The organism is Oleiphilus sp. HI0132 (assembly GCF_001635845.1).
The window spans coordinates 1-21,212 of the sequence record NZ_LWGJ01001253.1; the positions used below are offsets into that span (position 1 = coordinate 1).

Below are 21,212 nucleotides of genomic sequence, written 5' to 3' on the forward strand. Positions count from 1 at the left end.
AAAGGACGCTTTTAGTTCTTGGATGCGCTGACTGTCAATTGCACTTTTTGCAACGTAATACAGTAAATTCTTTAGTAAGTCCGTCGGTAAAGGCTTCGCTAGAATGGTCTGCGGTTCATCGATCATCAGTTTTATTTGGTGATCGAGCTCACGCAAGAGTTGCTTTGTTGCAGAGCTGATACCTTCTTCATCGCCTCGAATAGCATCGAGGAAACCAACGGCTACCCACCAGATTTTTCCAATGGGTGTTCCCTGGCAAAATTTCTCGAGACGAGATACGACTTTATAAAGGTAGGAAAAGTTTTCAGCAAGATCCTGATTTCTAATGACGCCAGCAAGAGAGAACTGAAACATCTGTCGAAGTTTACGCAAGTTGGCAATAACTTGTTCGTCCTGCATACGCTGATTGTGCGCAATGTCGGGTGTTATCGCCGCCGCAGATAAGTCAGGCGTAAATAAGGAGGTGTCAGATAATAAAGGCTGGCCCTGCAGAGCACGAAGATCATTTAATATTGGAAGCAGTACCACAGGCAAGTCACGCTGCCCTTTTTGTATATGCTCCAGATAGTTCTCAAGTTGCAGCAAAGAGTCCATTAAGACTTCTAGAGCTTCCTGTACACTGGCGACCTTGTCTTCAATCAATGCCTGGCATAGTTTCTCCATTTCTTCGGCGAGTAAAGCAGCGCCGTAGAACTCTACCATTTGAAGCGTACCGTGAACTTGATGAATATAATTCAAGCAGAAGGTAATTTGAGGCGTGTCTTCTTTGTTCTCGACATAAGCCTCCAACGCTATTTGAGCTTGGGACAATGTTTGTTTAATTTCGCCTTTAACCCAGTCTAAGGCTATGTAGTCATGGTTATTACCCATAACTTCTCCAATCTATAAATGCGTTGTTTTTGTGTGTTAATTTCGACGAATAAACGCCAAAGTCTGATTGTTTTGAACTCGCTCAACATGTGGATTTTGCCAATCGACAGCTTCGCCTTGTCCAATTACGAGCAGCCCTTTAGGGGCCAGCCTTTCTACCAGACTATTCAGAATGTTGTGTTTTAATTCCTTGCGGAAGTAAATCAGAACATTCTGGCAATATATCGTATCCATGTTTCTCAGAGGGCTTTTATCAACATCAATCATATTCGCCATCGAGAAACAGACTTTTTGTTTGAGCTCACTACCGACTCGATATATATCGGGGCTGAGTTGCTCAAAATACTGGTCAACCAATCTGCGATCTAGGTCCACCAGCTTACGAACGTTATATATACCTTCTCTAGCTTTACTAAGTACCGGAAGGCTTATATCTGTTGCAGTAACACCAAAGTTACTTAACGCTCTTTTTTCTTTCAGAAGCATTTGTTGGCAAAGCATCGCCAAGGTATATGGTTCTTCTCCGGAGCTGCAACCTACACTCCATATGTTTATCGCTTCGTTTCGAGATTTTCTGCGAATTTGATCAGTTAGATATTCGCAAAATAACTCCATCGACTCAGGATTTCGGTAAAAACGTGTCTCCTGAACCATCACTCTATCGAGCAAAGTGTTCCACTCGACGATGCCGCTTGGCTTGGCACATACTTTTGCGTAGTAGTCGTCAAAGCTAGCGCATGCAATCTCTCTCATTCGAATGATTAGATTCGATTGGAGAAGCGACCGGTGATAGTACGAGATGTACATCCCAGTTCGATCTTCAAGTAATGCTTGCCACTGATGAAACTGAGCATCAGTTAGCACAGGAAAAGGCGTTGATTCCCAGTTCATTCGTGACTCATTACCCGGATACTCGCATGCTTGTGCTACGTCAGGATTCAGTAGGGCTTCCATTGCGACTACCTACAGCCAATCAGCTCGCTTTATTACACGATACCTTCATCGTTGCCCTCAGAATACTCTGAGTCACCTTCGTCGGCAGGAAGCTTAAAGCCTGACACCGATGCTCGAAGCTGACTAGCCATTTCAGCAAGGTTACCGATAGATTTCGCTGTTGCCGTCGTACCTGATGAAGTTTGAGAGGTAATCTCTTGAATAACGTTCATCGTGTTAGAAATGTGACCCGCCGACAATGACTGTTGACGTGACGCGTTAGAGATATTCTGGATCAAGTCTGCAAGACTCATCGAAACTGTTTCGATTTCTTCTAGGGCAACACCCGCATCTTGTGCAAGTCGAGCTCCTCGTACCACTTCTGCCGTGGTGTGTTCCATCGAGATTACCGCTTCGTTGGTATCTGTCTGAGTGGTTTTAACCAGTGCTTCAATCTGCTTGGTTGCAGCAGAAGAACGTTCCGCCAGTCTCTGTACTTCGTCGGCAACAACCGCGAAGCCTCGACCTGCATCCCCAGCCATCGATGCCTGAATCGCAGCGTTCAAAGATAGAATGTTGGTCTGGTCGGCAATGTCGTTGATCAAGGATACGATATCCCCGATTTCCTGAGATGATTCACCCAAGCGTTTGATACGTTTTGATGTTTCTTGAATCTGCTCACGAATAGTGTCCATGCCGTGGATGGTATTTTGTACCACTTCAGCACCTTTCTTCGCGATGGTTACCGATCTTTCCGCAACCGAAGTAGACTCTGCAGCGTTAGATGATACTTGGTCGATAGACACCGCCATTTCGTTAACCGCGGCAGAAGCACCCGCAATTTCTTGCGCCTGATGCTCTGAAGATTCAGCCAGCTGCATCGCTGTGCCCTGTGTTTCCTGGGCTGATGAAGCAACCTGTAAGGCGGTATCACGAATAGCTTTTACCAAGCCACGCATTTGGTCGATCGCGAAGTTAATCGAGTCAGCAATTGCACCCGTGAAATCCTCGGTTACTGTTGCTTCTGTTGTCAGGTCACCATCAGCAAGGTCGGCAAGTTCATCAAGTAAACGTAAGATTGCGTTTTGGTTCTGTTCGTTCTGTTCTTCCGTCATTTGCAGACGATTTTGAGATTCGCGGTATAAGTACCAGCCAGCATAAACAATCAACATGATGATTAGCGCTAGAATGATATAAGCCGTATTCGGGTTAAAGAAGCGGTCATCAGCCTGGTTTTGGAACTGGTTCGATAGAGTAGATGTATCTTTTTTCAGTGCGATAGAATTTTCGAAGATAGAGTTAGCAGCGTTACGTACTTTGAATAGTTCGGGAGAGGTTTCAAGTATCGCTTTAACGTTACTGTCGACAAACTCAAAGAGCTCGGCGATCGCTTCAAGGCCGTAGATAGCATCTTCGTCAGTTACCTGAGAAATCTGCATAGCCTCATTGCCTTCAAACATGGAGTTCATTACACGTCCGAATAGTGTCGCATCTTCACCGAAGCGGTTGGCTGCAATAGCGGCATCTTCATCACCCGTAAGGATGTTGTTAACACTACGTACAATACGTTCTGCACGAAGAGACTGACGTTCAGCAACTGAGATCTGGTCTGCGGGAGCATCGTTCTCAAGTAGAATCATGACCACGTCTTCATACTCAATCTGGAGCTGAGGAATGGTTTCGTTTAATGTTTCAGCGATCTGGTGCAGGGTCAAAACCGTTTCCTTGTTTTCCAGGATACGGTCAGCATTGCTTTTTACTGTTTTCCACAGGTCGGTTACACCGGCGTCATCAGCAAGGTTTGATGGCGGCAAGCCGGTTTCATCATTACCTTGGTTGATTAACTGTAGCTTGTTTTCAAAGTCATCTCTAGACTTCTTCAACTGATCAAAGGCCTCTTCTTTACCGGCAGCAGCTTCAGTTGCGTTCTTTGCGACCTCTTGAGACAGTACGCGCAAATCACTAGCGTGACTGGCATATTCGACATCGTAGTTACCGTCTCTAGTGATAAAATATGAAACAACTAAAAGCGAAATCAATAACACGATCAGCGCTGAGCCCACTAAAAGAATTTGTGAGTTGGCGCTCTGGTCTGTGCTAAATTTTCCAGATATGATTTTCATTTCCTGGCTCCCGGCCTTGTACGATCTAGTGTTTGTTTTTCAATTTACTGCTTTCAAATGATGAGCAGCGTTACTACCTGACTGCAACATCAAGAAACTTTTTATTGTTTGTCAGTGTGAAGGTATCAAATACATTCCATTGACTATTGTTCTTTTCAAATGCGCCTTTTATAAAAGGCTGGATTGACTTTTCTAATAGTGAGTTAGCATTCTTTTGAAAGCTATCAGCTGAAAAGTACTGCATGCCGTGAACGCTATCTACGACAAAGCCGCTAAGAATCTCACCGTGCTCGACGATTAAGACTCGTTTATCTCTGCTCTTTTTGGAGCTGGATTCAACATCAAAAAATAAGGCTAAATCCATGATTGGAAGTAGACGGCCACGTACGTTTGCTACACCAAGCATCCAGTTTCGTACACCTGGAACAGAGGTGTACTTGGGTAGGTGCAGGATTTCAGATACTGAACCCATTGGAGCAACGAACTGAGTGTTGGCAATCGTAAAGCCGATACCATTCCATAACTCTACAGCTTCGTCTTGCGCAGGCAGCCCCGCAGCGTACTTAACGCTACGGTTTACGATGTCAGCTAGAATATCAAAGGGGCTAGCTTGCTTGGCAGAAGATGCGCTCATGCTCTGTTAATACCCTAACCCAGCAATTCGTTGATAGTTTGAATCAGGCTACTTTCTGACACAGGTTTTACAAGATATCCTTTGGCGCCTTGGCGTGTACCCCATACCCGGTCTGTTTCCTGGTCTTTTGTTGTCACGATAATTACCGGAATTTCAGCAGTTTCAGTTGCTCGAGTTAATTGTCGAGTGGCCTGAAAACCATTTAAACCTGGCATCACGACATCCATCAGGATTAGGTCAGGTTGTTCTGCTCTCGCAACAGCAACGCCATCAGCACCATTATCAGCGGTAATCACCTCATGATTGTTGCTTTCTAGAATGGTTGAAATTTTACGAATCTCTGTAGGCGAGTCGTCCACGATCAAAATGCGAGCCATAATTCCTCCTGGCAAAATACTACTCTTTGTAAACCGAAATAATTAGCTGACTTGGCTATTCGGCATATGGGTGCGAATAGTATTCAATAATTCATCTTTACTAAATGGTTTGGTTAAATATTGGTCTGACCCAACGATACGACCTTTCGCCTTATCAAAAAGACCATCCTTACTGGACAGCATTATGACGGGGGTAGACTTGAAGGCACTGTTATTTTTTATCAGCGCACAGGTTTGATAACCATCCAGCCTAGGCATCATGATATCAACAAATATTATATCGGGGTGGGAGTCTGCTATCTTAGCGAGCGCATCAAAACCATCTGTAGCGGTGATGACGGTACAGCCAACTTTTTTTAGCAGAGTCTCTGCGGTACGACGAATAGTCTTACTATCGTCGATAACCATAATTTTAAGGTTTTCGAAATTATCTTCCATTATCCAGCAGCCTAAGGCACTTGAAGAACAATTAGCGTCGGGTCTGACATGTCTTGTACGCGACGCACTACGATATTCCAAGCCTGAACTTGTCAAACCTGGTATTTACTTTTCACGGTCACGATACAAAATTCGGCGACCATTATTTCACTATAGACCAATATCTTAAAAGTGTTTGTTNATATCAAATCACGATTAATTTCATAAGCATTTATTATTTATAGTTTAAATAGATAATCTAAGAAAGAAATTGTTTTATTCAAAATGTAATGAAAGTTAAACTAAGATAGTAGTTCTTAAGGTTAGTACATTTTTTTTGTTTCGCAGGTAATAAATGACGATTAAGTTAGGAATTGTGATGGATCCCATTTCCGGGATTAATATCAAGAAGGATAGTTCCTTCGCTATGCTGCTTTCTGCCCAAGCGAAAGGCTGGTCTTTGAACTATATGGAAATGTCTGACCTATATTTGGATCAAGGTACGGCTCGTGGACGTTTGACGCCTCTCAAGGTAAGTAACGATGAGCAAAGCTGGTATGAACTTGGTGAGCCGCGCGAAGCCGATTTGGCTGAGTTAGACGTCATTCTTATGCGTAAGGATCCACCCGTTGATTCAGAGTTTATTTACGCTACGCATATTCTAGAACGGGCCGAGCAGCAGGGAGCTTTAGTATTAAATAAAGCCCAAAGCTTGCGAGATTGTAATGAAAAGCTATACGCGACTCTTTTCCCCCAATGTTGCCCGCCTGTTTTGGTCTCGAGAGATCAGCAACGCTTGAAAGCGTTTTGTAAGCAGCATGAAGACGTCATCTATAAACCCTTGGATGGTATGGGAGGCGCTTCTATTTTCAGAGTGACTCTGGGGGACAGTAACCTAAGTGTGATTCTCGAAACGCTGAGTCAGCATGGCCAGCAACAGGTGATGGCGCAAAAATATTTGCCTGAGATAAAGAATGGCGATAAGCGTATACTTATTATTGATGGTGAGCCGGTTGCTTTTGGCTTGGCGAGAATTCCGGGGCAAGGTGAGTCGCGAGGCAATTTGGCTGCAGGTGGTCGTGGAGAAGTGCTGCCACTGACTGAACGTGACTATTGGATCGTTGATCAGATAAAAGATGATTTACTAGATAGGGGCTTGTTATTTGTAGGTATCGATGTGATTGGTGATTACCTGACAGAAATAAATGTCACCAGTCCAACCTGTATTCAGGAAATTGAAAGGGTTAGCCAAATCAAAATTGCTGATAAGCTAATATCGACGATTGAGCAGAAATTGAGTGCTAGTAAAAAGTAATATGAAGCAAGAGACGCAATCTGTAGGGGAGCTAAATTGGCAGTGGTAGCACGAGCAATGGGTGTTAGCGATACTGATCGTCTTAGTTTTACGGTTTTTGTCGCGCTGGCCTTACATAGCTTAATTATCCTGACCGATTTTCTGGAAGAAGATCCGGAGCCCGTGGCGTTTACTATGGAAATTACGCTTTCTCGCTTTGAGGATGAGACCAAGCCAGATAAGGCGGACTTCTTTGCCGAGACCAACCAGCTTGGCAGCGGTACGCTAGAAGAAAAAGCGAGAGTCACGACGCCGATTGAATCGAAGCAGTTCAATGCCCTGGAGCAATTAGCCAGCTCTCCAGCGCCAACACAAGACAGTATAGAAAAGCGTGATAAACAGGTGATCAGCTCGGTATCGGGCGAAAGGCTAAGACCCAGCCTGTTTGATCGTGTGCAAGAAGAAAATAAGCCCACCGAAGTGCAGCCTCGAAAGTCCATTCTGGAACGAAGCCTCGAAATAGCTGAACTGGAAGCTGATTTAGATAGGCAGAGGCAAAATTATGCTAAACGCCCAAGGGTGACTCGCTTGACCGCAGCCTCGACAATGAAAGCGGTCGATTCTCAATATGTGGCGCACGTTGTCAGTAAGATAGAGCGGACAGGCAGTCTGAACTTTCCTGAAGATGCCGGGAAGCGCTTGTATGGTAAACCCCGCGTCTCAATTTCTATCTATTCCGATGGCACGATTAAAGAGGTTGTCGTGTTACAGAGCTCAGGAGATCTAGTTCTGGACTCCAAAACCAGAGATATTGTTCATCGAGCGGCGCCCTTTGCGCCCTTTCCAAAGAATGTAAGAAAAGAGCGAGATGTATTAGAATTGATTCGCACCTTTTCTTATAACAAGAGTGGAGTATCCAGCTATTTGTAGCCATTTAGAAAATCAGTTTCTGATCGCAATGCCCCAGATGAAAGATCCAAACTTCTCAGGGTCTCTGACGTATATTTGTGATCATAGCAGCGATGGCGCAATGGGCGTTGTGATTAACCGCCCTACCGATATTGGCTTGGCTGAGTTACTCGAACAGTTAGATATCAGTATGACGATTGATACTGATGCCAAAATTTACGCTGGCGGGCCGGTCCAAAGAGATCGTGGTTTTATCTTTCATGATGGTGAAAAATGTTGGCAATCTACGCTAGAGTTATCATCCGGACTGAAACTCACCACATCTAAAGACATCCTTGAAGCCATTGCACAGGGAACCGGGCCACAAACCTATCTGGTTGCCCTTGGCTATGCTGGTTGGGGAGAGGGGCAGTTAGAAGGTGAGCTCACAGAAAACACTTGGTTAACTTGCCCCGGGTCTCAGGACATATTGTTTGCTGACGACGATAGCAAAAAACTGACAATGGCGATGGATATTCTCGGTATTAAGGCAGACCAGCTCAGTGGCCAGATAGGTCACGCTTAATGACCAATGAAGCCTTGACCTACTTATGTTTTGACTTTGGTGTAAAGCGCTTCGGTGTTGCCTGTGGGAATAGCCTACTTAAAACCGCATCAGAGCTTGCTCCCATTAAAGCCAGAGAGGGGATTCCTGACTGGGAAGTAATTGAACAATTGGTAGAAGAATGGAAACCGACAGGCTTTGTCGTTGGTTTACCTTTGAATATGGATGGCTCTGAAAGCGATATGTCATTGCGAGCGAAGAAGTTCGGTAAGCGCTTAAAAGGCCGTTTTAATAAACCGGTCGATATGATGGATGAGCGGCTCTCAAGCTTCGAAGCTAAGCAGGCGGTGAAAGCTAGAACGGGTCGGTACGTAGATTTTGGGGATCACTCGGTTGACGGTGCCGCAGCATGTTTAATACTAGAAAGCTGGTTTGCAGCAATGAGTGACAATAAAGGAACTGACAATGCATGATGAACAAGCTGTAGAAGCCTTATTGGGTGCGATGTCACAGCAACTAAGCCATTATTTGGCAGAAAAGAATATCACTGACTATGAGTTTGTCGGGATTCGCACCGGCGGTGTTTGGGTCGCTAAGGCTATTCAAAAAAGTTTGGCGAATGAAAAACTGATTGGTGAGCTTGATATATCTTTCTATCGCGACGACTTTACTCAAATTGGTTTGAATCCAAAAGTTGAGCCATCTAGCTTGCCCTTCGAAACAAAAGATAAGCATATCGTTTTATTCGATGATGTCTTAATGTCTGGCCGTACTGTGCGTGCAGCGATGAACGAACTATTTGATTACGGCAGACCAGCAAGTATTACACTGGCCGTACTGGTAGATGTAGGGCGTCCGGAGCTTCCAATCGCACCTCATGTGGTTGGGGCGAAATTATCTTTAGCCGAGGGGCAGCGTATAAAGCTTATCGGTCCAGAGAATCTACACCTAAAAATACAGTAACTACATTTCAACGACGACGGTTTTTAACAGGAAATTTTCATGCAGGCGCCTATTCAACTAACTAAGTCAGGAAGACTCAAGCACTTCTTGACGGTATCTGGGCTCAGTAAAGAGCTCCTGACAGAAATTTTGGATACCGCAGACTCATTGATCGAAGTTGGCGAAAGGAACATCAAAAAAGTTCCCCTTTTGCGTGGCAAAACTGTCGTGAATCTTTTCTTTGAAGCCAGTACACGGACTCGAAGCACCTTTGAATTGGCTGCCAAGCGTTTATCCGCCGATGTACTTAATCTGGATATTAATACCTCTGCTACCTCAAAAGGCGAATCGCTTTCGGATATGCTGCGTAATCTCGAAGCGATGGCCAGTGATATGTTTGTTGTTCGACATGCCTCGAGTGGTGCCGCGCATTTTATCGCAGAGTCTGTCACACCTGGTGTGGCTATTGTGAATGCAGGAGATGGTTGGCACGCCCACCCGACACAAGCAATGCTGGATATGCTGACTATTCGTCAGAATAAGGGGCAATTCGAGGGCCTGAAAGTCGCAATTGTGGGTGATATTTTGCATTCAAGAGTTGCACGATCCCAGATTAGAGCGCTGAATACACTCGGTGTTGATGAAGTAAGAGTGATAGCTCCTAATACCTTGCTGCCGAAAAGTGTCGAGTCATTGGATGTTAATGTCTATAACAATATGGATGAAGGCCTAAAAGACCTTGATGTGATTATTATGCTTCGATTGCAGCGTGAACGAATGCAAGGAGCTTTGCTACCGAGTGAGCAGGAATACTTTCAGCTTTATGGCTTGACTCGTGAGCGCTTGGCACTAGCCAAACCTGATGCAATTGTAATGCACCCGGGGCCGATTAACCGCGGCGTTGAGATCGAGTCGGAAGTTGCAGATGGCGAGCAGTCAGTGATCCTGGATCAGGTCACTAATGGTATTGCTGTAAGAATGGCGGTTATGTCGATGGCAATGAGTGGTCAAACGGAAGAGAAAAACAGTGAGGAGTCAAAATGAGCATGCTTCTTAAAAATGGTCAGCGTCTAGTTTTCTCTGACTCCGGCGCGTCCTGGGCTCCTTTTGAAACCTTGCTGATTAAAGATGGTCTGATCGAGGCAATCGATGTTGCCGAGATAAGTGGCACTCCTACAAAAGAATTGAATGGAGCCTATGTATTACCAGGCTTGATTGATCTTTCTGTCGCTTTGCCAGAGCCAGGAAACTCCATAAAAGGCAGTATCGCAAGTGAAACCAAAGCCGCCGCCGCGGGTGGCGTGACGACCTTATGCTGTACTCCAGAAACCCGGCCGGTCAATGACTCTCAAGCTGTGTCAAAGTTGATTAGAGAGCTAAGCGCACAGACGGACTATTGCAGAGTTTTACCAATTGGTGCGTTGACGCAGGGACTAAAAGGAGAGCAGTTAGCTACCTATTCATCCCTGAAGAAAGCGCAATGTGTGGCTTTGAGTAACGCTTACAACCCGCTTAAAAATTTAGCCGTGACCAAGCGCTGTTTTGAATATGCAAAAACGCATGAGATGAGCGTTTTTGTGAACCCTGTAGAGCCCTCATTACAACAAGGGGTCATGCATGAAGGTGAAGTAAGTACCACCGTTGGCCTGCAAGGCATTACTTCTTTGGCTGAAACCATCGCCGTTGCGCAATTGATTCAGTTAGCTAAAGCAACGGGAGTGCATCTCCACCTTTCTCAATTGTCGGCGGCTGAATCTGTTTCTCAGCTTGAGCAAGCAAAAGCTGCAGGTGTAAATATTACGGCAGATGTTGCGATTCAGAATCTACTCTACACCGATGAGTGTATTGAGGATTTTAATAGTGTTTATTATTGCTTACCGCCGTTAAGAGAAGAGCGGGATCGTTTAGCACTTGTTGATGGTGTAAACCGTGGTGTGATTGATGCGATCACCAGCGCTCATCGTCCACATGAGGCTGCAGCGAAACAAGCGCCTTTTGCTGAAACTGAAGCGGGAATGAGTAATATAGAATTTCTTTTGCCCTTTGCCATGCGTTTAGAGGACAGCGGAGAAATAAGTCTGCCCAGATTTATTGAAGCGATGACTCGAGGGTCTAGCAAGGTTTTACGCAGGAACTGTCCGAAAATAGAAGTAGGAGCCGTGGCTGACTTATGTGTTTTTTCTCCTGAAGGTGAACGTCAGTTGAGTGCTGACAAAATCATTTCTCATGGAAAAAACACACCTTTAATAGGAAAAAGTTTGAAGGGGCAAGTACTCACAACTATTCTAGATGGTAGGATTTCTTTCGAGTTAGATTGATTGCACCTTACACATAGGATTGGAGAATAAGGTATGGGTATTATCGGATTCCTTGGCTTTGTTTGTGTTTTATGGGGGCTTTACGTATTAGCAAAAAATACTAATGAAAGCCTTGAACAGCAGAAACAAATACTGATAGAGCTGAAGCAACTAAAGCTATTAGCTGAGCGCGTGAGTGAGAGAGAGCCTAGTCCGCCGAAAATATACCAGGTAGAAGATACGCGTCAGCCTAAAGATAATGGTGAGGATAAAGCAGAAACGGAATGTGAAGTTAGCCTTAGTAAGCAGCTGATTGATATTAATCAGGATGACATTGTCGTTTTGCAAACATTACCGGGTGTGGGTAAGGTTCTGGCGCAAAAGATTATTGATGGCCGGCCCTATGAATCTATGGATGCTTTATTGAAGGTACAGGGGATTAGTCAGGATTTATTAGCGAAGCTACAGGTTTCGATAAAACTTTAGTAGAAATAAAAAAGAGGCCTTGAAAGCCTCTTTTTTGAATTTGGCTCAGGCCAGCTAGCCGTTCACTGCATCTTTCAGTGACTTGCCAGGCTTGAAGCCAACAGACTTGCTTGCAGCAATCTGGATTGTTGCACCAGTTTGAGGGTTTTTACCAGTACGAGCACTTCGCTCTCTGACTGAAAATGTGCCGAAACCGATCAGGCTTACGGTATCATTTTTGTTCATTGCATTGGTGATTTCATCGGTCAGAATATTCAGGACTTCACCGGCTTTTTCTTTGGTTAGGTCCGCTTTTTCAGCAATGGCAGCAGCAAGTTCAGGTTTTTTCATGAATTTTACCTTAATTGAGATTGTTGTCTTAGGTACACGCCAGACAGGGTCTGCAGTCCAGAGGACTTTGTACACCCTAAAGATAGTCCAGATCGCTTTGCTTGCAATGGGTAAAAGTAAAAAAAGCAAAATTTGTTAAAAAATGAAATATCTGTGAACTTGTTTCAAATTGGTAGCCATATTGAGTTTTGATTTACGGAACCCGCGTATAATTTTGGCACGAATTTTAATCTTTGTGCCATCGATCTCACTAAAATTCTATCAAGTCGTAGATAATCCGCGATTGCAGAAAGTATCTGAATGTTTTTAGGAGCCTATTGTGAAGCTGAATAGCAGCCGTACATATATAAAATGGATTGTTCTTTCCGTAGTGTTGTCGTCTTTACTGGGCGGCTGTAAAGCGATTAACCAGTTTTTGGTTAAGCCAATGGTTAAACCTACAGGTGATGCGATAACCCTGTTGGCCGAGGCGCACGTTGTACCTCAGTTGTTGACGACTGATGACTTGGTTGCGGGTTGTACTGGTGCTGAAGCGCTGGGAGCGATGGTTGAATCAATTGGCCGAATCACTGAAGAGCCCTGGGAGCTGGAAGTGCTTCTAAACTTAGGTGCTGGTGGTTGTGAAGAAGCAAGAGCTTTTGAACAAGAGCTTGCGTACTTGCGATACATTCGTGGACAGCAGCCAGATATGGCGCAAGATTCATTGATCGCCCAGAAAAATCACCATGTAAGAGCTGCGAAGCGTTATTACAAAGGCTGGCTGGCCTTGATTCAGTTTAATGGAGGTTTAGAAATTGGTGGTGAGTGTCCTGATCTTGAGCAAGAGTTTGATCAGATTGTTTGGTTGGCGGGATTGATTAATGGTCTTTTGTCCTTGAACCACGATATTCTCTCGGGTGTTGGTACCGGGGTGCCTAAAAACATTGCGGCACAAGCAGAACGTGGTGCGGGTTGTTTGGATAACCGGGCGTGGTTTGGCGTCCCTTTAGCGTTAAAAGCAGCGGTTTGGAGCTTGTTACCTGGTGCATTACCAGAGGGTGAAAATGCTTGGGAGCGATTGGAGCAAGCTGACCAGATTGGTGAAAATGCGCATATCCGTTTGGCGCACGTTTTCCATATTATCGCCGCTTATTCTAAAGGTGACATGGAGCGTGTAAGAACGGTTATTAAGCGACATGCTGAGCACATCACTAATCATAAAGCGAATAAGCAGTATCGTTTATTGGACGTAGCAGCAACAGAAGCGATCACCCGAATTTCAGATAAAATGTGGACAGAAAATATGGGGCACCGAACTCCAGTTGGTCAACTTGGATCTTTCTGGGATGAGAATGCCGCTGATGATATCGAAACTGTTGAACTGGATGACTTGTTTTAAAAAATGAGACTTGTATCACCTTAATATGCTTGAATCAAGGTGATTTGCCCATTTTTGAAAAAAAGAAAGTCAATCTCCAGCTAGTCTGCTACTAAGGAATGCCGGTATAATCTACCGGCATTTTTTTTTTGGCTAATAATAAACCAATTCATTTTTCGGGGAGAAGGGACTACGTGGCTTCCAATACACAAAGCGGCCGCTCAATTTCTGAGTGGCTATCGTCATTACCAGCTTGTATTTTGTTGTTACTGGTTGTTGTTTTTAGTACCAGTAGTGATATCCATAATCAGATATTACAGGTTGGGGAGCATTACTGGCCGGGCTACTATAAGCTTCGAGTTGATCCTGTCGCACCTACCTGTGATCCAAACGTTAATGTTGAAGAGCAGTTGCAAGCACGTTTGGCTCAAACCGAAGATGATGATTTAGGTTTAGATCTATTCGATGCTGCACCTGTCGATCCGGACTTAATTCGTACCTCTATCGAGAATGCACGTCAGGATTGTCAGAATAAATTTACAGCTTACGAAGAAATAAGCGATCGTATTACCCCGAGCGTTGAAGCATTCAGAGCAGTAGAGTTGTTTGTTTCTGACGCGATAGGCGTTGGCTTAGTTTCCCAAAAGTTCATCCTGATAACCTTGATCTTTTTGTGTGCAATGACGGCAACCTTGAAGCGCCACCATATTGCCATGCGCCCGGTCTTGCACCGACTTGATCACTATGTGTCGAGCTCTGCACAGGTTATTGCTAATTGTGTTTTGTTGACTTCGGTTTTTGCCTTCCGGGAGTTGGCTCACTCAGATGGTACCAACCTCCCGTCTGAAGAAGCGATGCTGCATAACTTCTGGGTATATGGCATAGCCTTATTGTTGATCGTCAGTATCTACAATTTGATTAAGGTGCCTGCTCACCTAAAACCTGGCGGTAATATTGGCTATGCTTTGTTATCGGTTCCTCTCTATTCCACGATGGCCATCATTGCGGGTATTTTCTTCTTCTCTCATGGCCACATGCCAGGGATAGGTATCTATCTGAATACACTGATGGACCTGGCGGACATGTTCCTGAACGTTGGTTTGTATGTCTGGATAGGTATGCTCTTGAAACAAACCCGTTTTGCCGGTTTGGTTCTGAACCTGTTTAAGCCTTGGAAAATGCCTCCGGAAATGTTGGCTTTTGTTGTGGTTGTTCTTGCTGCTGTACCGACTGCCTACACAGGTGGCTCTGGTATCTTCGTTATCGCTGCTGGTGCAGTAATCTATCACGAAATTAGAGCAGCTGGCGCACGCCGCAATCTGGCACTCGCAGCCACGGCGATGTCAGGTAGTATGGGTGTTGTATTGCGACCATGTTTGCTTGTTGTTGTTATCGCGTTCATGAACCGTGAAGTAACGACCGACCAACTATTTGGCTGGGGTGTATGGGTCTTTGCGCTAAGTGCCTTTATGTTCTTTATTATGGTTATGTTTGTGAACCGTCAGAGCAAGATTCAATTAGCCTCTGTTGGTGATGCACTGCCAGAGACATTTTCGCAAATTAAGCCTCTCATTCCTTACATCCTTTGTATGGGTGGCGTTATTATGTTCTATAACATGGCCTTAAACGTTCAGTTGGATGAGTTCTCTGCAGCGCGAATCTTACCTGTGATGATGATCGTTATTCTTATTTTTGAACATATCACCAAGAAAGACATGGTGAGTGAAGATGGTAAGTCAACCGAGCCACATAAAGGTATTGAATACTGTGTGCGTACAGCCACCAACCAGACAACGGCTGAAATTGGTGCCCTGCTACTATTGGTAGCTTGTAGTATCTGTTTGGGTGGTATGATCGAACGAACCGGTGTTGTTGAGATGTTCCCAAGTGACTTCTCAAGTATCTGGACAGCAATGGCCCTTATGGTGTGTGCGTTGGTTGTCATGGGTATGATTATGGAAGCCTTTGGTGCGGTAATTCTGGTAAGCCAAACAATCGCTACGGTTGCTTACCAGGCTGGTATTGATCCAATTCACTTCTGGATGATGACTTTGGTTGCCTTTGAGTTGGGTTACTTGAGCCCGCCGGTAGCATTGAATCACTTGTTAACACGCCAAGTGGTGGGTGAAGAAGAAGCGCTTAAAGCTGATGAAGAAGTTAAGGATGGTACCTTCTACCAGCGCAATGAGCGTATTCTGATGCCAATGATGACAATGGGCTCAGTATTGCTCATCGTGGCCTTTGGACCTCTACTGGTTGCCTACTAAGTTGAGTTAGGCAAATAAAAAATCCCCGCAAGTCGGGGATTTTTTTTGTTTATAATTTACTGAAGAGATGAGTACCTACTCAATTGATCGCTTTCGTATTTTTCTTAAGGAGCTAAAAACTTACTATGAGTGTAATAAAAATAGTTTGTCCAAAGTGCTGTGTTAGCAATAAGTTGCCGGAAGAGAGACTTAAAGAAAAGCCAAAATGTGGAAAGTGTAAGTCAGCGTTATTTCTTGGAAAAGCAATGGATATCACTGCGCAGAATGTCGCTGCTGTTGTTGGTCATAATGAGATCCCGGTGATCGTGGATTGCTGGGCCTCGTGGTGTGGGCCTTGTATGCAATTCGCTCCAACGTTTGATGCAGCAGCCAAGAAACTAGAACCGAAGTTACGTTTTGCAAAACTGAATACTGAAGTGCATCAACAAGTAGCTGCCCGTTGGCGAATACAATCTATCCCGAGTTTATTAATCTTCAAAGGCGGGAAAGAAGTTGCCAGGATTTCTGGAGCTTTACCCTTAGCCCAATTAACGAAATGGATAGAAGAAAACATTTAAGAGAATGTTTTCAATTATAGTTTGCTAGTTGCTCTCTACTCCCAGCTTTCGATGACGAGCTTCCCTATTGTTTTTCCTTGCTCTAGTTGGGCATGAGCCTGGCGTAGAGTGTCTGCGCAGATAGGCGATAATATTTGATTCTGTGTGGAGATGAACTCACCTTCGTCAACGAGCCGTGCCACTTCGTTAAGAATATGATGTTGCTCGATCCGGTCTGGTGTCTTGAACATGGCTTTGGTGAACATGAACTCCCAAGCGAAGCTCACTGACTTTGATTTCAGTTTATTCATTTCCAAGGGGGCCGTATTGTCAACAATGCAGCAGATTCTTCCAAGCGGTTTGATTACGTCTATCATAAGATCGAAGTATTGATCGGTGCTATTACAGCAGAGAATATAATCAACGCTAGGAATACCAATATCAGAAAGTTGTTTATCTAAAGCTTTGCTATGATCGATTACATGTTTGGCACCCATTTTCTCGCACCAAGCTTTGCTTTCAGGGCGAGACGCGCTTGCGATAACTTCAAGCCCGGCAAGCTTTGTGGCGATTTGAGTGGCGATCGAACCAACACCGCCTGCACCACCGATAATTAAAATCGTGGGTTTGGCGTGTTCTGCTCTTGAGCCATCAATTGAAATATTTAACCTTTCAAAAAGGGCTTCCCAGGCAGTAATTGCTGTGAGTGGAAGGGCTGCGGCATTAGCTGAATCAAGGGAGCGTGGTGCATAACCTACGATGTTTTCATCGACTAAATGAAACTCACTATTGCAACCTTGTCGTGTAATATCGCCGGCATAGAACACCCTGTCACCAGGGTTAAAAAGGGTGACGCTTTCACCTACGGAAACGACTACACCACAAGCGTCCCAACCAAGTATTTTGGTCTCTTCTAGAGTTTGCGATTTTGGCCCCCGAACCTTTGTATCAACAGGGTTGACGCTAATGGCTTCGATTTTAACTAGTAGGTCGTGCGCGGTGGGGTGAGGCATATTCGCTTCGAAGTCGATTAAGCTTTCAGGGTCTTCAATTGCTAGATATTGGTTTAGGCCAATCGCTTTCATAAGGTTATCACTCTGGGGTTTTGATTAAACAATCATGGCAAAACACTAGGCATCCAGCAAGTTATCAAGCGACATATCATAGCCGGGAGCAAAAACTTCAAGAAAGTAGTGTACTGGTGCAAGGTTCATATCATTAAGGCGTGAACTGATTTCCTGTTCAGCTTGTTCAAACTCGCGGTTTCCTGCACGCAATTCTGCCCGGCATTTAAGAAGAGCGGAAAGTCGGTCAGCGGCTTTGAGCAAAACCAGGTAGTGCTCCGGGAGCGTATCTTCAAGCAGGATACTACTAAAATCTTGATGCAAGGAAGCAGGCAGCAGGGCAAGCAACTCATGCTGTGCTTTCTCTTCGACCCCTTTGTAAGCGGTACGCATCGCCTCGGAGTGATATTTTACCGGTGTAGGCATGTCGCCAGTGATGACTTCTGTCGCATCATGATAAAGCGCAACGACAGCCAAATGGTTTGCATCTATTTTATTATTTAGATCGCAGTCTTTGTTATGAATGATTGCCAAGATATGAGCTATCGTAGCGACTTCCCATGAGTGCACCGCGACATCCTCATGAATTGCATTACGCATTAGACTCCAACGTTTAATCCATTTAAGCCGGCTGACATAGGCGAAGAAGTGGCTAATAGTTTTGTGCATGGCTTTCTCTATGTTTGCGAATGGGTTTAGTTGGGCTTGATTGTAAAAATCGAGGCTACTGTCGGAGCCTGTTCGGCAGACGGGGACTCTTTTGAGGCTTCACTCGTGACAACTTTAGGTTCGAGGGTGAATATCCGTTGCTCTGGAATTCCGCCAATCTCCACCAAGGAACTAGCGATGGCCAGTGCCCTACTCTTCGCAAGCACTGCTAGTTTATCTTCGCCAAGCACCTGCCCACCAGGTTCTAGATCGACACTTCTATCTGCTACGCCCCGTACTTCAATACTTAAATTAGGACGCTTCTTCAAAGCTTCAGCAAGCTTAAGAATCTTCTCACTTTCAAGCGCATCGATTGACGAAGACATAGCAGAAAAATTCACAGATGATATGTCATCAGAACCTTCAACCAAGGAGCCTAGGATAGAGAAAGGGCTGGTTACCACTTTGGTAATCAGGTTTGTGAAAGCTGTTAGCAGTACGCCGCCAAAGCTGAAGCTCGGGTCACTCAAGTCTCCACTAATTGGTAGGTCGATATCTATTTCACCATCGAGGTTTTTCATAATACCTATAGCCAGAGGAAGTGGTAAGACTGTGGCATCGGGGCTATCGACAGACTTTCCAAAGTTAAATTGATCTATAAAGACTTTATTGTCCGCTTTCAGCTTAGAGCCCTTGATGTCGTAAGCCAGGTCAAGATCCAACTTGCCTTTATCGATCAGGTAGCCAGCATACTTAGCCGAATATGGACTGGCGGTACTTAGGTCAATATTGTTGACCTGAATATCTAAGGCAGTATTAGGTTGAGCGCTGAGTGGGTTAGTTGTGCCATTAATGGCAATTTTTCCATAGGTATCGAGGTTTCCAGATAGTGCTACTTTTGAGTGGGCATCAATGTCTGAAGAAATATTAGTGATGTCGCCGGAGAATTGCTCGACATAAGTATTAAAAACCGGTGTTAATGAAGCATCGATATAGTCGAAGCGGCCTTCTTCAATAATAATTCGATTGATGGCAATATTCGCAGGCTGACTTGCTTGGTCTTGTTCTCCTGCTGTTTCGCTTTTGTGCTCTTCTTGCGAATGATCTTCTGTTACAGTGTTTCCTTCTTCTGTCTCACTCGGTTTTGATTTACTTAGTTGAGCCAGGCTCATCTCGCCTTTTTCAGAGATTTTAGCTCTCGCATAGGGCTTGGAAATTTGTACTGTTTCAACTGAAATTGAAGGGGCTTGCTGCTCGCCTGCCAGCTTAAGCTTGACGCCTTTTAGAGCGAAGGTCTTGAAGCCGGCTACCTCTTGTCTTTCAATACTCTCCTTTATATCAAGGTTATTGACTGAAGTATTGCTAGTGATTTCTCCAGACAAGCCTGAGTCTGTCATGCTTAATTGATAGTTTGATGATAGATCCAGTTGACCTTGTTCAAGCAGCACATTGAGTTGCTCACCTATATATGGTTGTGACCAGTGTAATGGCAGGGCTGAAAGTGAAAGATCACCTTCGACATTGAGTGGTAAGGCAGCCAATTGGCCTGAAAGACTTTGCTTGGCCCCTCCGGTATTAAAGGAAGCATTATAGGAAAAGGCTTTATCAAGTTCGTAGGAGACCTTTCCAAGCTCAAGGTATATATTTTCGAGACTTATATCGGCGGGTGTTTCCAGGCTAGCGTCTTGCCAATTGATCAGCCCTTCTTTTAGCTTTATCGATGTCACTGACCACTTGAAAGGTGCTTCCTGAGTCGAGTGACTTGTGTCGTTGCTGGTTTTTGCTATAGGCTCTGAGGCCTCACTTTCGTTGGTATCAGTAGCAAGCTTTTCTTGTTGAAGTGGACGTAGCAAATTTATTTGTGAGGTCTCATCCTTTTTAGCAAATAACACGGGCTTTTCTATTAGCAAGTTGCCCAGCTTAGCTGTACGTTCTTCCAGATTAAAATTGATAGGGCTAAGCGACACTGAATCGAGTGTAAATAAGCTCTCTGTATCTTGAGTCTCAGCCAAGGCAATCTGAGAAAGCGACACCGAGCCAGTTTCGATCAGCAGGTGTGATCTCTGGTCACTAAATTCAGTATCGTAGCTGCCTTCTAGTGAAATTAGTGCGTTATTAAGTGAGTAGGGAGAGAAAGGTTTGACGTAATGCCAGAAGCTTGAAGAGCGAAGATTGCTCAAGGCCAAAGAGCCTTTAGAAGAAAAAGGGGCAATGCCAATTTGTCCCTTCCATGAAAGCTCTTGACCCTGGCCTAGTGAGAGGTTTAGTGAGTAGTTGCCACCATCATTATGGTCTGTCGAGAAGTCCTTTAATGCGAGATTGAGAGGCTCAAGCTTTAGCATAAAGGTTTCATCGCTAGAGCGATCGGTAAAGTTGACCAGTCCATGAGAGATAGAGATCAGGCCGAAAAAGAAGGCTAAAGGCTCTGAGTTATCGACTTCCTCTGGCGCTGCCTCGCTGTCAGCTTTTACAAAGTCACGCTGGAAATTTAACAGGCCCTGCTCGTCAAGCTGAGCATTGATACTAGGCCTCGTCAAACTGACTTCATCAAAAGCTATACGCCCCCCCAATGAACCGAGGGCGCTAAAGTTGACGTAAAATCGATCAAAGCTGACGCTATCTTGCTGGAACTCATCCTTAGCTTGGAAACCGTGAACGGCTAGAGATAGTGCGTAAGGGTTGAAAACAACTGATTCGATTTGCGTATCCCAGGCTGCAATATCCTTAAGGGAGTTGATGGCCTGCTGCTTAACAATATAAGGTACAGCAAACCAGCCGAATACACTGTAGATTAAAAAGAAAAGAATGAGCCAGAACTTCTTGGATTTGAAATTAAGGATGGTCGACACAGTGTAACCCTCTAGAGTGGCTATTTTAGAACAGAACCTTGAACCGCGAAGCTGACATTATAAAACGAGCTGAGCAATAAAGAACTAAAAAGGAACTAAAAAATGACCGAAAACTGCTCACAAGAGAAACGTTGCCCCTGGTGCGGTAATGACCCTTTATATCAGCAATATCATGATGAAATTTGGGGCAAGCCAAGGTGGGGTAGCCAGGATCTATTTGCCAAACTTTGCCTTGATGGCCAACAAGCGGGTTTGAGCTGGATTACGATTTTACGAAAAGAAAAAAGCTATTACGAAGCATATGATAATTTCGATCCTAAGCGTATTGCAGAATA

General features: G+C 44.6%; 22 protein-coding genes. 12 read left to right on the forward strand and 10 right to left on the reverse strand.

The genetic code is table 11. The features are described 5' to 3' along the window. From A3766_RS18705 to pilG, 6 genes are all read right to left on the reverse strand, one after another. The coding region (locus A3766_RS18705; protein ID WP_197479629.1) for an Hpt domain-containing protein at positions 1–870 on the reverse strand (870 nt) is incomplete at its 3' end. Between the two features lie 36 nt (positions 871–906). Further along, positions 907–1,824, reverse strand: a complete 918-nt coding sequence (locus tag A3766_RS18710) for a protein-glutamate O-methyltransferase CheR (RefSeq protein WP_082865245.1) — start codon at positions 1,822–1,824, stop codon at positions 907–909. A gap of 32 nt (positions 1,825–1,856) precedes the next feature. Further along, positions 1,857–3,926 carry a methyl-accepting chemotaxis protein gene (locus A3766_RS18715; protein WP_068508700.1) on the reverse strand — a complete coding sequence of 690 codons (2,070 nt, stop codon included), beginning with the start codon at positions 3,924–3,926 and terminating at the stop codon, positions 1,857–1,859. A 73-nt stretch (positions 3,927–3,999) separates the two neighbouring features. Then, complete coding sequence (locus A3766_RS18720; RefSeq protein WP_068508699.1) at positions 4,000–4,560, reverse strand: chemotaxis protein CheW; 561 nt, start codon at positions 4,558–4,560, stop codon at positions 4,000–4,002. Between the two features lie 14 nt (positions 4,561–4,574). Further along, a complete protein-coding gene (gene pilH, locus A3766_RS18725; protein WP_068508698.1) occupies positions 4,575–4,937 on the reverse strand; it encodes a twitching motility response regulator PilH in 363 nt (120 codons plus the stop codon). 42 nt (positions 4,938–4,979) lie between these two features. Beyond that, a complete protein-coding gene (gene pilG, locus A3766_RS18730; RefSeq protein ID WP_068508694.1) occupies positions 4,980–5,375 on the reverse strand; it encodes a twitching motility response regulator PilG in 396 nt (131 codons plus the stop codon). Between the two features lie 334 nt (positions 5,376–5,709). Between pilG and gshB the strand changes: the two genes are divergently transcribed. The 8 genes from gshB to A3766_RS18770 are packed head-to-tail and all read left to right on the forward strand — an operon-like array spanning position 5,710 to position 11,826. After that, positions 5,710–6,669 (forward strand): glutathione synthase, encoded by a 960-nt coding sequence (gene gshB / locus A3766_RS18735; RefSeq protein ID WP_068508693.1) that lies wholly within the window; start codon positions 5,710–5,712, stop codon positions 6,667–6,669. Between the two features lie 42 nt (positions 6,670–6,711). Further along, positions 6,712–7,578: a TonB family protein gene (locus tag A3766_RS18740; RefSeq protein WP_231872330.1), complete on the forward strand. Its 867-nt coding sequence runs from the start codon at positions 6,712–6,714 to the stop codon at positions 7,576–7,578. Positions 7,579–7,606: 28 nt separating this feature from the next. Beyond that, the gene (locus A3766_RS18745; RefSeq protein ID WP_068553656.1) at positions 7,607–8,122 is read left to right on the forward strand and encodes a YqgE/AlgH family protein; all 516 of its coding nucleotides are present in this window, start codon (positions 7,607–7,609) and stop codon (positions 8,120–8,122) included. Further along, positions 8,122–8,574, forward strand: a complete 453-nt coding sequence (gene ruvX / locus A3766_RS18750) for a Holliday junction resolvase RuvX (RefSeq protein WP_068508683.1) — start codon at positions 8,122–8,124, stop codon at positions 8,572–8,574. Before A3766_RS18745 ends, ruvX begins: the two co-directional genes overlap by 1 nt. Beyond that, a complete protein-coding gene (gene pyrR, locus A3766_RS18755; protein ID WP_068508682.1) occupies positions 8,567–9,064 on the forward strand; it encodes a bifunctional pyr operon transcriptional regulator/uracil phosphoribosyltransferase PyrR in 498 nt (165 codons plus the stop codon). Before ruvX ends, pyrR begins: the two co-directional genes overlap by 8 nt. Before the next feature lie 39 nt (positions 9,065–9,103). Further along, the gene (locus tag A3766_RS18760; protein ID WP_068508681.1) at positions 9,104–10,087 is read left to right on the forward strand and encodes an aspartate carbamoyltransferase catalytic subunit; all 984 of its coding nucleotides are present in this window, start codon (positions 9,104–9,106) and stop codon (positions 10,085–10,087) included. Next, complete coding sequence (locus tag A3766_RS18765; RefSeq protein ID WP_068508679.1) at positions 10,084–11,361, forward strand: dihydroorotase family protein; 1,278 nt, start codon at positions 10,084–10,086, stop codon at positions 11,359–11,361. The genes A3766_RS18760 and A3766_RS18765 overlap by 4 nt, the downstream gene beginning before the upstream one ends. A 33-nt stretch (positions 11,362–11,394) precedes the next feature. Next, the gene (locus A3766_RS18770; protein WP_068508678.1) at positions 11,395–11,826 is read left to right on the forward strand and encodes a helix-hairpin-helix domain-containing protein; all 432 of its coding nucleotides are present in this window, start codon (positions 11,395–11,397) and stop codon (positions 11,824–11,826) included. A gap of 54 nt (positions 11,827–11,880) precedes the next feature. Here A3766_RS18770 and A3766_RS18775 read toward each other — a convergent pair whose 3' ends face one another. Then, entirely contained in the window at positions 11,881–12,156 is a 276-nt protein-coding gene (locus A3766_RS18775) for an HU family DNA-binding protein (protein ID WP_068508677.1), read from the reverse strand. Between the two features lie 319 nt (positions 12,157–12,475). Between A3766_RS18775 and A3766_RS18780 the strand changes: the two genes are divergently transcribed. From A3766_RS18780 to trxC, 3 genes are all read left to right on the forward strand, one after another. After that, positions 12,476–13,534: a hypothetical protein gene (locus tag A3766_RS18780; protein ID WP_082865257.1), complete on the forward strand. Its 1,059-nt coding sequence runs from the start codon at positions 12,476–12,478 to the stop codon at positions 13,532–13,534. A gap of 173 nt (positions 13,535–13,707) precedes the next feature. Then, positions 13,708–15,780: a TRAP transporter large permease subunit gene (locus A3766_RS18785; RefSeq protein ID WP_068508676.1), complete on the forward strand. Its 2,073-nt coding sequence runs from the start codon at positions 13,708–13,710 to the stop codon at positions 15,778–15,780. A 125-nt stretch (positions 15,781–15,905) separates the two neighbouring features. After that, complete coding sequence (trxC, locus tag A3766_RS18790) at positions 15,906–16,337, forward strand: thioredoxin TrxC (protein WP_068508675.1); 432 nt, start codon at positions 15,906–15,908, stop codon at positions 16,335–16,337. 35 nt (positions 16,338–16,372) lie between these two features. On the opposite strand, the gene A3766_RS18795 is transcribed toward trxC, so the two are convergent. The 3 genes from A3766_RS18795 to A3766_RS18805 are packed head-to-tail and all read right to left on the reverse strand — an operon-like array spanning position 16,373 to position 20,877. Further along, the gene (locus A3766_RS18795; RefSeq protein ID WP_068642775.1) at positions 16,373–17,401 is read right to left on the reverse strand and encodes a zinc-binding alcohol dehydrogenase family protein; all 1,029 of its coding nucleotides are present in this window, start codon (positions 17,399–17,401) and stop codon (positions 16,373–16,375) included. Between the two features lie 45 nt (positions 17,402–17,446). Continuing rightward, positions 17,447–18,049 (reverse strand): 5'-deoxynucleotidase, encoded by a 603-nt coding sequence (gene yfbR / locus A3766_RS18800; RefSeq protein ID WP_068508671.1) that lies wholly within the window; start codon positions 18,047–18,049, stop codon positions 17,447–17,449. A gap of 26 nt (positions 18,050–18,075) precedes the next feature. Continuing rightward, complete coding sequence (locus tag A3766_RS18805) at positions 18,076–20,877, reverse strand: DUF748 domain-containing protein (protein ID WP_068553676.1); 2,802 nt, start codon at positions 20,875–20,877, stop codon at positions 18,076–18,078. 102 nt (positions 20,878–20,979) lie between these two features. Here A3766_RS18805 and A3766_RS18810 point away from each other — a divergent pair. After that, the coding region (locus tag A3766_RS18810; RefSeq protein WP_197479630.1) for a DNA-3-methyladenine glycosylase I at positions 20,980–21,212 on the forward strand (233 nt) is incomplete at its 3' end.

Coding starts and splice junctions, on each gene's coding strand:
- A3766_RS18770 (WP_068508678.1), top strand. CDS start 11,395: ATGGGTATTATCGGATTCCTTGGCTTTGTTTGTGTTTTATGGGGGCTT.
- A3766_RS18795 (WP_068642775.1), bottom strand. CDS start 17,401: ATGAAAGCGATTGGCCTAAACCAATATCTAGCAATTGAAGACCCTGAA.
- gshB (WP_068508693.1), top strand. CDS start 5,710: ATGACGATTAAGTTAGGAATTGTGATGGATCCCATTTCCGGGATTAAT.
- A3766_RS18765 (WP_068508679.1), top strand. CDS start 10,084: ATGAGCATGCTTCTTAAAAATGGTCAGCGTCTAGTTTTCTCTGACTCC.
- yfbR (WP_068508671.1), bottom strand. CDS start 18,049: ATGCACAAAACTATTAGCCACTTCTTCGCCTATGTCAGCCGGCTTAAA.
- pilH (WP_068508698.1), bottom strand. CDS start 4,937: ATGGCTCGCATTTTGATCGTGGACGACTCGCCTACAGAGATTCGTAAA.
- pilG (WP_068508694.1), bottom strand. CDS start 5,375: ATGGAAGATAATTTCGAAAACCTTAAAATTATGGTTATCGACGATAGT.
- A3766_RS18775 (WP_068508677.1), bottom strand. CDS start 12,156: ATGAAAAAACCTGAACTTGCTGCTGCCATTGCTGAAAAAGCGGACCTA.
- pyrR (WP_068508682.1), top strand. CDS start 8,567: ATGCATGATGAACAAGCTGTAGAAGCCTTATTGGGTGCGATGTCACAG.
- A3766_RS18720 (WP_068508699.1), bottom strand. CDS start 4,560: ATGAGCGCATCTTCTGCCAAGCAAGCTAGCCCCTTTGATATTCTAGCT.
- A3766_RS18710 (WP_082865245.1), bottom strand. CDS start 1,824: ATGGAAGCCCTACTGAATCCTGACGTAGCACAAGCATGCGAGTATCCG.
- A3766_RS18760 (WP_068508681.1), top strand. CDS start 9,104: ATGCAGGCGCCTATTCAACTAACTAAGTCAGGAAGACTCAAGCACTTC.
- A3766_RS18715 (WP_068508700.1), bottom strand. CDS start 3,926: ATGAAAATCATATCTGGAAAATTTAGCACAGACCAGAGCGCCAACTCA.
- A3766_RS18745 (WP_068553656.1), top strand. CDS start 7,607: ATGCCCCAGATGAAAGATCCAAACTTCTCAGGGTCTCTGACGTATATT.
- ruvX (WP_068508683.1), top strand. CDS start 8,122: ATGACCAATGAAGCCTTGACCTACTTATGTTTTGACTTTGGTGTAAAG.
- trxC (WP_068508675.1), top strand. CDS start 15,906: ATGAGTGTAATAAAAATAGTTTGTCCAAAGTGCTGTGTTAGCAATAAG.